The sequence below is a fragment of the Blastococcus atacamensis genome (genome assembly GCF_002938425.1).
Classification (GTDB): Bacteria; Actinomycetota; Actinomycetes; order Mycobacteriales; family Geodermatophilaceae; genus Blastococcus; species Blastococcus atacamensis.
Genome location: NZ_POQU01000097.1, coordinates 1 through 12,998 on the forward strand (window position 1 = coordinate 1; position 12,998 = coordinate 12,998).

14 protein-coding genes are annotated in these 12,998 nt (G+C 73.2%); 5 read left to right on the plus strand and 9 right to left on the minus strand.

The window, feature by feature from the left end:
- Positions 1-75 precede the first annotated feature (75 nt).
- Positions 76-897, plus strand: coding sequence for a formate/nitrite transporter family protein (locus tag C5508_RS17105; protein ID WP_104526143.1), 822 nt, complete (start codon positions 76-78; stop codon positions 895-897).
- A 3-nt stretch (positions 898-900) separates the two neighbouring features.
- Here C5508_RS17105 and C5508_RS17110 read toward each other — a convergent pair whose 3' ends face one another.
- The 3 genes from C5508_RS17110 to C5508_RS17120 are packed head-to-tail and all read right to left on the minus strand — an operon-like array spanning position 901 to position 4,045.
- Positions 901-1,455, minus strand: a complete 555-nt coding sequence (locus C5508_RS17110; protein ID WP_104526144.1) for a DUF1990 family protein — start codon at positions 1,453-1,455, stop codon at positions 901-903.
- Entirely contained in the window at positions 1,456-2,463 is a 1,008-nt protein-coding gene (locus C5508_RS17115) for a glutathione S-transferase family protein (RefSeq protein WP_104526154.1), read from the minus strand.
- 40 nt (positions 2,464-2,503) lie between these two features.
- Positions 2,504-4,045: a putative bifunctional diguanylate cyclase/phosphodiesterase gene (locus C5508_RS17120; protein WP_198598153.1), complete on the minus strand. Its 1,542-nt coding sequence runs from the start codon at positions 4,043-4,045 to the stop codon at positions 2,504-2,506.
- A gap of 144 nt (positions 4,046-4,189) precedes the next feature.
- On the opposite strand from C5508_RS17120, the gene C5508_RS17125 reads away from it, so the two are divergent.
- The 3 genes from C5508_RS17125 to C5508_RS17135 all read left to right on the plus strand — a co-directional run bounded on the left by C5508_RS17125 (position 4,190) and on the right by C5508_RS17135 (position 7,681).
- Positions 4,190-5,059 (plus strand): HipA family kinase, encoded by an 870-nt coding sequence (locus C5508_RS17125; RefSeq protein ID WP_232797237.1) that lies wholly within the window; start codon positions 4,190-4,192, stop codon positions 5,057-5,059.
- Positions 5,056-5,448: a DUF3037 domain-containing protein gene (locus tag C5508_RS17130; RefSeq protein WP_104526147.1), complete on the plus strand. Its 393-nt coding sequence runs from the start codon at positions 5,056-5,058 to the stop codon at positions 5,446-5,448. The genes C5508_RS17125 and C5508_RS17130 overlap by 4 nt, the downstream gene beginning before the upstream one ends.
- A gap of 112 nt (positions 5,449-5,560) precedes the next feature.
- A complete protein-coding gene (locus tag C5508_RS17135; RefSeq protein ID WP_104526155.1) occupies positions 5,561-7,681 on the plus strand; it encodes a PhoX family protein in 2,121 nt (706 codons plus the stop codon).
- 282 nt (positions 7,682-7,963) lie between these two features.
- On the opposite strand, the gene C5508_RS17145 is transcribed toward C5508_RS17135, so the two are convergent.
- From C5508_RS17145 to C5508_RS17170, 6 genes are all read right to left on the minus strand, one after another.
- Complete coding sequence (locus tag C5508_RS17145; protein ID WP_104526148.1) at positions 7,964-8,257, minus strand: 4a-hydroxytetrahydrobiopterin dehydratase; 294 nt, start codon at positions 8,255-8,257, stop codon at positions 7,964-7,966.
- Positions 8,258-8,281: 24 nt separating this feature from the next.
- Positions 8,282-9,007: a phosphoadenylyl-sulfate reductase gene (locus tag C5508_RS17150; protein ID WP_104526149.1), complete on the minus strand. Its 726-nt coding sequence runs from the start codon at positions 9,005-9,007 to the stop codon at positions 8,282-8,284.
- Between the two features lie 157 nt (positions 9,008-9,164).
- Positions 9,165-10,838 carry a nitrite/sulfite reductase gene (locus C5508_RS17160; protein WP_104526151.1) on the minus strand — a complete coding sequence of 558 codons (1,674 nt, stop codon included), beginning with the start codon at positions 10,836-10,838 and terminating at the stop codon, positions 9,165-9,167.
- 102 nt (positions 10,839-10,940) lie between these two features.
- Entirely contained in the window at positions 10,941-11,027 is an 87-nt protein-coding gene (locus tag C5508_RS20765) for a putative leader peptide (protein WP_369832093.1), read from the minus strand.
- A 66-nt stretch (positions 11,028-11,093) separates the two neighbouring features.
- Positions 11,094-11,630, minus strand: coding sequence for an adenylyl-sulfate kinase (gene cysC / locus C5508_RS17165; protein WP_104526152.1), 537 nt, complete (start codon positions 11,628-11,630; stop codon positions 11,094-11,096).
- Between the two features lie 49 nt (positions 11,631-11,679).
- The gene (locus C5508_RS17170) at positions 11,680-12,153 is read right to left on the minus strand and encodes an RrF2 family transcriptional regulator (protein WP_104526153.1); all 474 of its coding nucleotides are present in this window, start codon (positions 12,151-12,153) and stop codon (positions 11,680-11,682) included.
- Positions 12,154-12,188: 35 nt separating this feature from the next.
- Between C5508_RS17170 and C5508_RS17175 the strand changes: the two genes are divergently transcribed.
- Positions 12,189-12,998: (deoxy)nucleoside triphosphate pyrophosphohydrolase (locus C5508_RS17175; RefSeq protein ID WP_104526156.1), on the plus strand; the 810-nt coding region annotated here is incomplete at its 3' end.

The following is a 12,998-nucleotide window of genomic DNA, read 5'->3' on the forward strand; positions in this document are numbered from 1 at the left end:
CTCCGGTGGGGGTAGGGCGGCGGGCGGACGTCACGTCGAGCCCGGCCCTCGGCGTCCCGACATTGAGGAGGACCTGTGGCCGTGGAGAACGCGCGCGAGGAGCTCGGCGAGACCGACGCCCCCGCCGAGGACGAGGTGGTGCAGGCCTTCGACCGGATCGTCGGGGAGGGGGCGCAGCGGCTGCACCGCACGTGGCGCGAGGTGCTGACCACCGGGCTGGCCGGTGGCCTCGAGGTCGGGGTCGGTGTGGTGGCGCTGCTGGCGGTGTACGCCGAGACCGGCAGTCACCTGCTGGCCGGGCTGGCGTTCAGCATCGGCTTCATCGCCCTGCTGCTGGCCCGCAGCGAGCTGTTCACCGAGGGCTTCCTGATGCCGGTCACCGCCGTCGTCGCGGGGCGCGCACGGGTCGGACAGCTGGCCAAGCTGTGGAGCGGCACGCTGGTGGCCAACCTCGTGGGTGGCTGGCTGGTCATGTGGGTCGTCGTGCACGCCCTGCCGGAGCTGGGCGCCACGGCCGTCGAGTCGGCCACCACGTTCGTCGACGCGCCGCTGGACCTGACGGCCCTCTGCCTGGCGTTCTTCGCCGGCAGCTCCATCACGCTGATGACCCGCATGCAGCAGGGGGCCGAGTCCGAGGGCGGGAAGATCGTCGCCGCCGTCGCCGGGGCCTTCGTGCTGGCCGGGCTGGTGCTGTTCCACTCGATCCTGGACTCGCTGATCATCTTCGCGGGCATCCACGCCGGCGGGCCGTTCGGGTACGGCGACTGGCTCGCCTGGTTCTGGTACGTGACGCTGCTCAACATGGCCGGTGGGCTGCTGGTCGTCACCCTGCTGCGGTTGGTGCGCAGCAAGGACCTCGTCGAGCGGGAGCGTGACGCCGTCGCCGACGGTCACTAGGTGTCAGTACGTCCGGCCCGCGGTGGCGCGCCGGATCGCCGAGACGTACCGGGCGGTCGACGCGCGCTGGAGCAGCAGGCTCGCCGGTCCGGCCAGCCGGGCGGCGGGGGAGGCGAGCCGGAAGAAGACCCGGATCGTGTAGACGACGTCGCCGTCCTCGGTCAGCCGGACGGTGAACCGCTCCTCACCGCTCTCCGGGTGCCCGGGCAGCGTGCCGTAGGAGAAGCCGCGCAGCTCGCCCTCGGTGCTCGCCCACACCACCCGGCACGGGATGTCGTAGCCGAGGCGGGGAAGCCCCGCGGTGAGGACGACGACGGTGCCCGGGGTGCCGGCCGGGCCGGTCGCGCGGATGCGCAGCCCGACGGAGCGCTGCGCCCGCCAGCCGAAGACCGCGGCCGCCGCCCGCTCCAGCGCCGCCGGACCCGAGCCGACGACGGCACAGTGCTCGGCCAGGTGGTAACCCGTCGGCAGCAGGGCGTCCCCGGTGGCGCCCACTTCGGCGTAGGTGAACGGCGCGTCGGTGAACGTGGCGGGGTCCAGCGCCCGGAGCAGCCCCATCTAGAGCTGCTGGGCGATGACCTCGTCCGCCGGCACGGGACCCGGCGGGGTGCCGTCGCCGAACGGGCGGCCGCCGAGCGCCTCGCGGCCGTGCGGGCTGGTCAGCCCGGACAGGTCGGGCCCGGCCGGCACCACCGCTGTCGGGTTGATGTTGGTGTGCACCTGGTAGTAGTGCCGCTTGATGTGGTCCAGGTCGACGGTGTCGCCGAAGCCGGGCGTCTGGAACAGGTCCCGGAGGTAGGCCCACACCACCGGCATCTCGGTGATCTTGTTCCGGTTGCACTTGAAATGGCCGTGGTAGACGGCGTCGAACCGGATCAGCGTCGTGAACAGCCGGATGTCGGACTCGGTGATCGTGTCGCCCACCACGAACCGCTGCCCGGCCAGCCGCTCCTCCAGCCAGTCCAGGCAGGCGAACACGCGGGTGTAGGCGTCCTCGTAGGCCTCCTGGGTGGTGGCGAAGCCGGCCTCGTACACCGCGGCGTTGAGGTCGCGGTACAGGCGGGCGTTCACCTCGTCGATCTCGCCGCGCAGCGCCTCCGGATACAGGCCCGGCGCGCCCTCGCGGGCGAACGCGCCCCACTCGGTCGCCAGGTCCAGCGTCACCTGGAAGACGTCGTTGGTGACGACGGCGCCGGTGGGCACGTCGACGATCGCCGGGACGCTGATTCCGCCGTCGTAGGTGGGGTCGGCCTTGTGGTAGGCGTCGGCCAGGAAGGCGATGCCGAGCACCGGGTCGACGTTCCCGGGGTCGAGGGTGAACCGCCAGCTGCGGTCGTCCTGGATGGGATCGGTGACCGCGACGCTGACGACGTCCTCCAGGCCCATCAGCCGCCGGGTGATCAGCGTGCGGCTGGCCCAGGGGCACGCCCGGCTGACGACGATCCGGTAGCGACCGGCCTCGGCCGGCCAGCCGTCGCGGCCGTCGGCGGTGATCCGGTCGGTGAAGTGGAAGGGCTGCCGCTCGTAGCGGCCGTCATCGGTCGTCGGGGGTGCACTGTTCGCCACGGCACCAGTCTCCACGCGGGAGCGTCTGGCCGCCTGCTCGTCAACCGGCGCGGGAGCCGGCGAGCCGCTCCTCGAGAGCGGTCACGCACGGGCCGACGTCCCCGAGGGGCTGCGGACGGGCCAGCCAGTACCCCTGCGCGTCGTCGCAGCCCAGCCGGCGCAGCTCCTCCCACACGGCTCGCGTCTCGACCCCCTCGGCCACCACGCGCAGCCCGAGCCCGTGGGCGAGCTCGATGGTCGACCGCACGATCGTGCGGTCGCTGGGGTCCAGCTCCATGGTCTGCACGAAGGACCGGTCGATCTTGAGGGTGCTGACCGGCAGCCGGGTCAGGTAGGCCAGCGAGGCGTGGCCGGTGCCGTAGTCGTCGACCGAGAGCGCGATCCCGACGTCGCGGAGCCGGGTCAGCACCTCCAGGGCCCGGCCGGGGTCGCGCATCGCGACGCTCTCGGTGATCTCCAGCTCCAGGCGGGAGGCCGGGAGGTCGTGGTCGTGCAGCAGCGTGGCGATCCGATCGGCGAGGCCGGTGTCGAACAGCTCACGGACGGAGAGGTTGACCGCGACGGTCAGGCCCAGCCCCTCGTCGCGCCAGCGCCGGCACGCGGCCAGGGCGTCGCGGAGGACCAGGTCGGTCAGCGGGCCGATGAGCCCGGTCTGCTCGGCCAGCGGGACGAACTCCGACGGCGGGACCAGCCCGCGGTCGGGGTGCTGCCACCGGACCAGGGCTTCGACGCCCAGCACCCGGCCACCGGACAGGCCGACCCGCGGCTGGTAGTGCACGACCAGTTCCCCGTCGCGGATGGCGCGCCGCAGGTCGGCGACGAGGATGAGCTGCGCCGGGCCGTCGGCGTCCATCGCGGTCCGGTAGACGGCGACGCCGGCATGGACGTCCTTGGCCGCGTGCATGGCCACGTCCGCGTGCCGGAGCAGCTCGGCGGCCGCGCCGCCCCGGATCGCGACGCCGCAGCTGCCCTCGAGCTCCAGCACGACGCCCTCGACGGTGATGGGGCGGCTGACGGCCGACAGCGCGTGCTCGGCCGCTCGTTCAGCATCGGCCTGGTCGCGGCCCGGGAGCAGCACGGCGAACTGGTCGCCGTCGAGCCGGCCGAGCACCGCGTCCGCGGGCAGGTCGCTGCGCAGCCGGGCGGCGACCTCGACGAGCAGCGCGTCCCCGACGGCATGGCCGAGGGTGTCGTTCACGTCCTTGAAGCGGTCGAGGTCGAGGACCAGCACAGCGACCGGCCAGGCCTCGGTGGCGCGGTCCAGTGCCTCGACGAGCGCGGAGCGATTCAGCAGCCCCGTCAGGTCGTCGTGGCGGGCGCGGTGCAGCAGGACCTGCTCGGCGACGCTCCGGGAGAGGAACTCGGCCTTGAGGTCGTCGGAGCGCCGCTTACCGAACACCATCATCAGCAGGTGCGAGAAGGCGAGGAGGAGCACGACGTGCGCGGCCGGTCCGCCGAGCCGGTCCGGGAGGTCCCAGACGACGGCGGCGACGCCGAAGAGCGCGGTCAGGACCACGACGGCCAGCGCCTCGCGCACGACACGGCGGCGCAGCGGTGCCAGGCGGTGGGAGCCCACGCCCATGCGCCCTCCTTCTCTTCTCGTCGTCCCCGGGGGCATCGGCCGCCGCGGGACGGTGGTTGAGCCGACCGGCGCCCCGGTCCCCCGGTCGGGTGGCCCCGCGCGCTCCGCGGTCGGGGCGACGTCCGGCGGCCTGCCGGCGGTAGGTTGACCAGCACTGTGCTGCCCGCCGTCACCGCCACCCGCTACGTCACCCCGCTGCGCGAGGGTGGCTCGCTGCCTGGGCTCATGGAGGCCGACGACCTCGGCACCTACGTGGTGAAGTGGCGGGCCGCGGGCCAGGGCGTCCGGGTGCTGGTCGCCGAGGTGGTCTGCGGAGAGCTGGCGCGTGCGCTGGGACTGCCGGTGCCGGCCCTGGTCACGGTGGACGTCGCGCCGGAGCTGGCGGTCGGGGAGCCCGACCACGAGGTGCAGGAGCTGCTGCAGCGCTCGGCCGGGCGCAACCTCGGGCTGGACTACCTGCCCGGCGCCCTGGACTTCGAGGCCGGGGCCGACGGCGTGGACCCGGAGCTCGCCGGTCGGGTGCTGTGGTTCGACGCCCTCGTCGGGAACGTGGACCGCTCCTGGCGGAACCCGAACATGCTGTTCTGGCACGGGCGGCTGCAGCTCATCGACCACGGCGCCGCCCTCACGTTCCACCACAACTGGCCCGGGGCCGAGGCCGCCATCACCCGGCCCTACGACGCCTCGGCGCACGCGCTGGTCGAGTGCGCACCGGACGTCCCCGCCGCGGACGCCGCCCTGGCCTCCCGGATCACCCGGCCGCTGCTGGAGGGCGTGCTGGCGCAGGTGCCCGACGAGTGGCTGGAGGGGGAGCGCCCGGACGAGCCGGCACACGTCGTCCGCAACCGGTACGTGGGGCAGCTCCTGGCCCGGCTGGCCGCCCGCGAGGCCTGGTTGCCCGGGCTGGTGTCGGCAGCCGCCGCCGGCGGGGCCGGGCGCCGTCGCCCGCGGGTGGGGGAGAACAGACCCGGCTGGCTGGGACCCCCGCCGCCGGAGGGGATGAGCCAGCGATGACGCGGGACACCTTCGAGTACGCCGTGCTGCGCGTCGTGCCGCGCATCGAGCGGGGGGAGTCGTTCAACGCCGGCGTCCTCGTCTACTGCCGGCAGCGCGACTACCTGGGGTCCCGGCTGCACCTGGACGCCGACCGGTTGCGTGCGCTGGACCCCACCGCCGATCCGGCCGCGATCGGCCGGGCCCTGCAGGCCGCCGCCGACGTCTGCGCCGCCGATCCCGGTGCCGGGGCGGCCGGGCGGGAGGCGCTCGGCTCCCGGTTCCGGTGGCTGACCGCGCCGCGCAGCACGGTGATCCAGCCGGGGCCGGTGCACACCGGCCTGACCGACGATCCCGACGCCGAGGCCGACCGCCTGCTCCGGCTCCTGGTGCTGCCGGTTCCCGGCTGACCGCCGAGATCGCTGTCCGGAGGTCACCGGGGATTCACCCGGAGGCCACCCGCGCGTGGACCGGGCCCGCAAGGCTCTGGGGGCCCGCTTCCCGCGCGACCAGAGGGACCCGATGACCGATTCCCAGGAGCCCCGCTCCCGTGCGCTGCTGCCCTTCCTGAACACCCTGCGGCACGGCAACCGCAGCCACGCGACCTGCTTCTACAAGTGCGGCAACGCCTGCGACGCCGCCGTCCCCAACCAGAGCGACAACCCGACGTTCGCCGACGTCGTCCAGACGGCGTTCAGCCGCCGGAACGTGCTCAAGGCGGCCGGCGCGAGCGCCCTGCTGGTCGCGGTCGGCCCCGTGGCCTCGGCCGCGGCGGGCGACCGCGGCCCGGGCGGCCGGCCCGGAGGTGGCGGCCGGGGTGGCGCGCTGACCTTCCGGCCGGTCGAGCAGAACACCCTCGACGAGCTGGTCACGGCACCGGGCTACCGATACTCGGTGGTCATGCGGTGGGGCGACCCGGTGGAGGCCGGCGCGCCGGACTTCGACATCGCGCGGCAGACGCCCGAGTCCCAGGCGAAGCAGTTCGGCTACAACTGCGACTACATCGGGCTGCTGCCGCTGGACGACCACGACCGGGAGGCCCTGCTCGTGGTGAACCACGAGTACACCAACGAGCAGCTGATGTTCCCCGGCGTCGCGAGCGAGTCCTCGCCCACGACCGCGCAGCAGAAGCGGATCGCGATGATGGCGCACGGCATCTCGGTGGTCGAAGTCCGGCGGCACGGCAACAGCGGGGAGTGGCGTCCGGTCCGCAACGGCCGGCGCAACCGCCGGATCACGGCCTCGACCCCGATGGAGTTCACCGGGCCGGCGGCCGGGTCGGAGTACCTGAAGACCGCGGCCGATCCGCGCGGGCGCACGGTGCTCGGCACCCTGAACAACTGCGCCGGCGGCATGACCCCGTGGGGGACGACGCTGCACGGCGAGGAGAACGTCAACCAGTACTTCGGGCCGGCGACGGGCTCGGTGCCCGACCCCGAGCGGCGGCTGAGCCGGTACGGCATCTCCACCGACGCCCCGGCCGGACGCCGGTGGCACGAGGTCGACCCGCGGTTCGACGTGGCCCGCGAGCCGAACGAGGTGAACCGCTTCGGCTGGGTGGTCGAGGTGGACCCCTACGACCCGACGTCCCGGCCGAAGAAGCGCACCGCGCTCGGCCGGTTCAAGCACGAGGGTGCCAACGTGCAGATCGCCGAGGACGGCCGCGTCGTCGCCTACTCCGGCGACGACGAGCGCTTCGACTACATCTACAAGTTCGTGTCGAAGAAGAAGTACCGGCCAGGCTCGGACCGGTCGAGCCGGGCGCACAACCTGACCCTGCTCGACGAGGGCGACCTCTACGTCGCCCAGTTCACCGGCGACTCCCCGGCCGAGATCGACGGCACCGGGCGGCTCCTGTCCGACCGCGAGTTCGACGGCGTGGGCCGGTGGATCCCGCTGGTGAAGAACGGGCGCTCGATGGTGCCCGGACGCGACGTGGCGTGGGTGCTCACCTTCACCCGGCTGGCCGCCGACGAGCTGGGTGCGCTGGGCCCGGCGTCGGCGCCCACCAAGATGGACCGCCCCGAGGACATCCAGGTCAACCCGGTCAACGGGCGGGTGTATGCGGCGCTCACCAACAACACCGACCGCGGCAAGGCCGACAAGGCCGGCCCGGACGAGGCCAACCCGCGCAACGCCAACCGGCACGGGCACGTCGTCGAGTGGGAGGAGACCGGGGGAGCTGCGGGGGAGCGCTTCTCCTGGCGGATCTTCCTGGTGGCCGGCGACCCGGCCGACCCCAGCACCTACTTCGCCGGGTTCGACAAGTCGCGGGTCAGCGCCATCTCGTGCCCGGACAATGTCGAGTTCGACCCGGCCGGCAACCTGTGGATCTCCACCGACGGGAGCCCCGGAACACTGCCAGGCAGCAACGACGGGCTCTACGCCGTTCCCACCGAGGGCGGCGAGCGCGGACTGGTGAAGCGGTTCCTGACGGTGCCACGGGGCGCGGAGTGCAGCGGGCCGTTGATCACCCGCGACGGAAGGTCGGTGTTCGTCTCCGTGCAGCACCCGGGTGAGACGAACGGCTCGACCGTCGACACGCCCACGAGCACGTGGCCCGACCGTCGGCGGGACAAGCCGTTCCCGCGGCCCAGCGTCGCCGTCGTCCACCGCAGCGACGGCGGGCGCATCGGCAGCTGACCATCGCCGTCGGGACCCGTGCCGTACGCGGCCCGGGGACCTCCGGCGGCTGCCGGGTGTCGGCGGCAGCGGGTAGACCGGGCAACGCGGCGGGCTTCGCGATGGTGGTCGGCTCACCGGCCGCCGTGGAATGAGACGGTGGCCCGGGTGCGGGCGGCCGGTCACGCGGTGGTGAAGGAGCCCTACGACGCACCGTGGGGCAGCGCTACGCCACGGTGGCCGACCCCGACGGCTACCGGGTCGACGTGTTCTGCCCGCTGCCTGGCTGACCTGCTGCCCGGCTCAGCCGGGCAGCAGGGCGTCGATCCGGGCGGCGAGGGTCAGGTCCAGGTCGCTGACGCCGCCGGCGGAGTGGCTGACCAGCGACAGGTGCAGCGTGCGGTACCGCAGGTCGACGTCGGGGTGGTGGTCCATCTCCTCCGCGACGTCGGCGATCGCGACGATTGCCGCGACGGCATCGCGGAAGGTCGCCAGCTCGACGCTACGACGGATGCCCTCGCCGTTCCCCGACCACAGCGGCAGTCCGTGCAGCGCGGCGGCGAGCTCGTCGGGGGAGAGGCGGGGTGGGCGGGGCACCGGCTCATCCTCCCGCGCGACGGCTCAGGTGTGCAGGCCGCACTCGATCTTGTTCTTACCGGCCCAGCGCCCGGCCCGGGGGTCCTCACCCGGAGCGACCGGCCGGGTGCACGGCGCGCAGCCGATCGAGCCGTAGCCGATCTCGAACAGCGGATTCACCGGGATCTGGTGCTCGACGGTGTAGGCGTCGACGACGTCCTGGGTCCAGGCCGCCATCGGGTTGACCTTGACCATGCCGCGCTTGGCGTCCCAGTCGACCAGCCGCGTACCGGCGCGGGTCGGGGACTCGTCGCGGCGCACGCCCGAGCCCCAGGCCGTGAAGCCGGCCAGCGCCTCGGCCAGCGGCTTGACCTTGCGCAGCTCGCAGCAGAGGTCGGGGTCGCGGTCGTGCAACTTGGGGCCGAACTCGGCGTCCTGCTGGGCGACAGTCTGCGGCGGGGTGACGTTGTGCAGGGTGATCGGGAGGACGCTGCTGATCCAGTCCCGGGTGCCGATGGTCTCGGCGAAGTGGTAACCGGTGTCGAGGAAGACCACGTTGACCCCGGGGACGACCCGGCTGGCCAGGTGCGAGAGCAGCCCGTCGGCCATCGACGACGTGATCGCGAAGTGCGAGCCGAACGTCTCGCCGGCCCACTGGAGGACGGCGAGCGCCTGCTCCACCGGATCGGCGATGCCCTCGAACCGGGCATCGGCGTCGGCCGCGAGCTCCGGCGTCGGTGAGATGGAACTGGTCGTTCCCGCTGCGGTCATTCCTGCACCCCCGTCGCGATCAGGCGGACCGAGAACGCCCGCAGACATGCGCCGCAGCGCCATCCGGAGTCCTCGTGAGGAGTGAGCTCCTCGTCGCCGCAGTACGGGCAGTGGAACACCGGCAGCTGCCGGGTCCTTCCCGACCTCGGCTCCTCACTCACAGCAACCATTCCTCTTCCGCGCGGGAGACGTAGTGCGCGAAGGACTCGCCGGGGGTGCGCCGCTCCTGGAAGCCGCGCAGGACGCGCTCGCAGTAGTCGGCCGTCTCGGCCTTGGTCACCTTGTGCCCGCGGAACTTCCGGCCGAACGTGGCCTCGACGCCGAGGTGCCCACCCAGGTGCACCTGGAAGCCCTCGACCATCTCGCCGCTGTCGTCGCGGACCATCGAGCCCTTGAACCCGATGTCGGCGGTCTGGAATCGGGCGCAGCTGTTCGGGCAGCCGTTGACGTTGATGCCGATCGGGGTGTCGAAGTCCGGCAGCCGCTTCTCGAGCTCCGTGTACAGGTCCTGTGCGTGCTGCTTGGTCTCGACGATGGCGAGCTTGCAGAACTCCAGGCCGGTGCAGGCCATGGTGCCGCGGCGGAAGGCGCTGGGCCGGACCTGCAGGTCGTGCTCGGCGAGGGCGGTGACCAGTGCCTCGACCCGCTCGTCCGGCACGTCGAGGATGACCAGCTTCTGCTGGGTCGTGGTGCGGATGCGCCCCTGCCCGTACTCGTCGGCCAGGTGGGCGATGGTGGTGAGGAGCGAGCCGCTGATCCGGCCGGTGCGCAGCGCGAAGCCGACGGCGTTGAGGCCGTCCTTCTGCCGGCTGACGCCGACGTGGTCGCGCTGGTCGTGCTTGGCCGGCGCGGGCGCCGGGCCGTCGGGCAGCGCCTCGTTCAGGTACTCGTCCTGCAGGACCTGGCGGAACTTCTCCGGGCCCCAGTCGGCCATGAGGAACTTGATGCGCGCGCGGTTGCGCTGCCGGCGGTAGCCGTAGTCGCGGAAGACGCTCGTGCAGGCGGCCCAGACGTCGGTGACCTGGTCGGGGCGGACGAAGACCCCGAGCCGCTGGGCGAACATCGGGTTGGTCGAGAGCCCGCCGCCGACCCACAGGTCGTAGCCGGCCTCGCCGGCCTCGTTGACCACGCCGACGAAGGAGACGTCGTCGATCTCGGGCTCGGTGCAGTGGTCCACGCACCCGGACATCGAGGTCTTCCACTTGCGCGGCAGGTTGCTGAACTCGGGGCTGCCCAGGTACTTCGCCACGGTCTCGGCGATGACGTCGGTGGCGTCGATGACCTCGTCCTCGAGGATGCCGGCCAGCGGGCAGCCGAGCATGACGCGCGGCACGTCGCCGCAGGCCTCCATGGTGGAGAGGCCGACCGACTCCAGACGGCGCCAGATCTCGGGCACGTCCTCGATGCGGATCCAGTGGTACTGCACGTTCTGCCGGTCGGTGATGTCGGCGACGTCCCGGCCGAACTCGGTGCTGATCCCGCCGAGGATCCGCAGGGCGTCGCTGGTGAGCTGCCCGCCGTCGATGCGGGCCCGCATCATGAAGTACGAGTCCTCGAGCTCCTCGGGCTCCAGCACGGCGGTCTTGCCGCCGGGGATGCCCTGAGCACGCTGGGTGTAGAGCCCCATCCAGCGCATGCGGCCCCGGAGGTCACCCGGGTCGATCGAGTCGAAACCGGCCTTCGAGTAGATGTCGAGGATCCGCTGACGGACCTCGAGCCCGTCGGAGTCCTTCTTCATCCGCTCGTTGGGGTTGAGCGGCTCGCGGTAGCCCAGCGCCCACTGGCCCTGGCCCCGCTGGGGCCGGTTGCTGGTGCGGGTGGGGGTGCTCACGTGGCTTGCTTCTTCCTGCGCTCACCGCTGTCCGGCAGCCGGGCCGGGGGACGGGGCGCTGCTGGATCGGAACGCAGCGGGAGCTGCGCAGGTCAACCTGGCTCAGCGCGCGGCGCGACAGGCGGCGCTGGAGACCCGCGCCAGATCGATGTGCAGACGCGCCACCAGGAGCGCGCCACGATCGGTCATGCGTCAAGGGTGCCACAAGTGGCCCGCCGGACCGCCGTGGACCGGCTCACAGGGGCGAGCTGGCGGTCAGGCCCGGTCCATCTCCGCACGGATGCGGGCGACGGACTCCGTCAGCGGGGTGACCGACGTGTCGATGACCAGCTCGGCCCGCACCGGCGGCTCGTAGGGGTCGCTGACACCGGTGAAGACCGCGATCTCGCCGGTCCGCGCCTTGGCGTAGAGGCCCTTCACGTCGCGGTCCTCGCAGACCTCCAGCGGCGTGGAGAGGTGGACGAGCACGAACCGGCCGTTCTTCTCGACCAGCCGGCGCGCCTCCTCGCGGGCGGCCTCGTAGGGCGCGATCGCGGCGACCACGACCGTGCCGCCGTGCTTGACCACCTCGCCGGCGACCCAGCCGATCCGTCGGATGTTGAGGTCGCGGTGCTCCTTGGAGAAGCTCAGCTCGCTGGACAGGTGCGTGCGGACGACGTCGCCGTCGAGCACGGTGACCGGCCGGCCCTCGGCCTCCAGCCGGGCCACCAGGGCGTCGGCGATCGTGGACTTACCCGCGCCGGAGAGGCCGGTCAGGAAGACGGTGACACCGGGGCGCGGGGCAGCGGTCATGTCCTCCAGTGTCGCCGCCGGGCGTCCGGGTTCCGGCGACGGGGGCCGGTCAGTCGCCGGACGGCTCGCTGAAGGAGCGCCAGGCGTTGTCGATGGCGACCAGCTCGGCGGCGTGCGCGGGCAGCTGCCCGGCGACGACGTCGGCGACGGTGACGCCCTCGAGCACCCGGCGGTAGGCCTCGCGCGCGGCCACCCACACGCCGGCGAGCTCCGTGGCCGCCCCCGGATAGCTGACCTCCTCCGGGCGCTGCCCGTGAACCTCGGCGAGGAAGCCCTGCTCGACGCGCATGACCCGGGCGATCGAGATCTCCGAGGCTGGGAGCGCCAGCCGGTAGCCGCCGTCCCGGCCGCGCTGGCTGGTGACCAGCCGGGCGTGCTGCAGGTCGGCGAGGATCGCCTGCAGGAACCGGGACGGGATGCCCTGGGCCGCGGCGATCTTGTCGCAGGTGAGCGCGCCGGGGGCGGCCGCGGCGAGTTCGAGGACCGCGCGGACGGCGTAGTCGACCCTGGCGTTGATGCGCACGGACCCATACTGCCGTGGTCTGGGAGCATGCCCGCGTGCCCCAGCTGCGTTTCACCACCTTGGTGGAGGCGCCGCTGACCGTTGCGTTCGACGTCGCCCGCGTTCTCGGGCGGCCCTGGCCGTTCCCGCTGGAGGAGGTCGGCTCGCTGCGCCCCGAGGGCGACGTGTTCGCCGGCGGGCCGGTCGGCGGCCCGGGCCGGGTCACCCACTCCCGCCGCTTCTCCGCGACCGCCGCGGGCACGCTGGTCGAGGAGCAGGTCGACTGGGAACCAGGGTCGTGGGGGCCCGTGGGCCGGATCGTGCTGCGCCGTCGGATCGAGCGGGCGATGCGGGCGCACCTGGACGCCTTCGCCGCGGCGGCCGCCCGACGAGCCCTGGACGTGGTGCAGGTGGTCGGCGCCGCGGTGATCGAGGGGGACCGCGTCCTCGTCGCGCAGCGCTCGGGCGGCACCCACGACGGCTGCTGGGAGTTCCCCGGCGGCAAGGTCGAGCGCGGTGAGCCGGAGTTGGCGGCGCTGGTGCGGGAGTGCGAGGAGGAGCTCGGCATCACCGTCGTCCCCGGCTCGTTCGTGGGCGAGGTGGTGCTGGACGGCGTCGTCGCGGGCGGGGCGCCGGGTGCCTCGACCATGCGGGTGTGGTCGGCGCGCGGCGCCGGCGGGGAGCCGGTCGCACACGAGCATTCCGAGCTGCGCTGGATCGGCCCCGACGAGCTGGACGACCTGGACTGGATCGCCGCCGACCGCCCCCTGCTGCCCGGCGCCGGAGAGGCCGGTCAGGAAGACGGTGACACCGGGGCGCGGGGCAGCGGTCATGTCCTCCAGTGTCGCCGCCGGGCGTCCGGGTTC

What these genes read in the sequence shown, in the direction of transcription:
- C5508_RS17135 (WP_104526155.1), top strand. Translation starts at nt 5,561, where the DNA reads ATGACCGATTCCCAGGAGCCCCGCTCCCGTGCGCTGCTGCCCTTCCTG.
- C5508_RS17110 (WP_104526144.1), bottom strand. Translation starts at nt 1,455, where the DNA reads ATGGGGCTGCTCCGGGCGCTGGACCCCGCCACGTTCACCGACGCGCCG.
- C5508_RS20765 (WP_369832093.1), bottom strand. Translation starts at nt 11,027, where the DNA reads ATGACCGATCGTGGCGCGCTCCTGGTGGCGCGTCTGCACATCGATCTG.
- cysC (WP_104526152.1), bottom strand. Translation starts at nt 11,630, where the DNA reads ATGACCGCTGCCCCGCGCCCCGGTGTCACCGTCTTCCTGACCGGCCTC.
- C5508_RS17120 (WP_198598153.1), bottom strand. Translation starts at nt 4,045, where the DNA reads ATGGGCGTGGGCTCCCACCGCCTGGCACCGCTGCGCCGCCGTGTCGTG.
- C5508_RS17150 (WP_104526149.1), bottom strand. Translation starts at nt 9,007, where the DNA reads ATGACCGCAGCGGGAACGACCAGTTCCATCTCACCGACGCCGGAGCTC.
- C5508_RS17130 (WP_104526147.1), top strand. Translation starts at nt 5,056, where the DNA reads ATGACGCGGGACACCTTCGAGTACGCCGTGCTGCGCGTCGTGCCGCGC.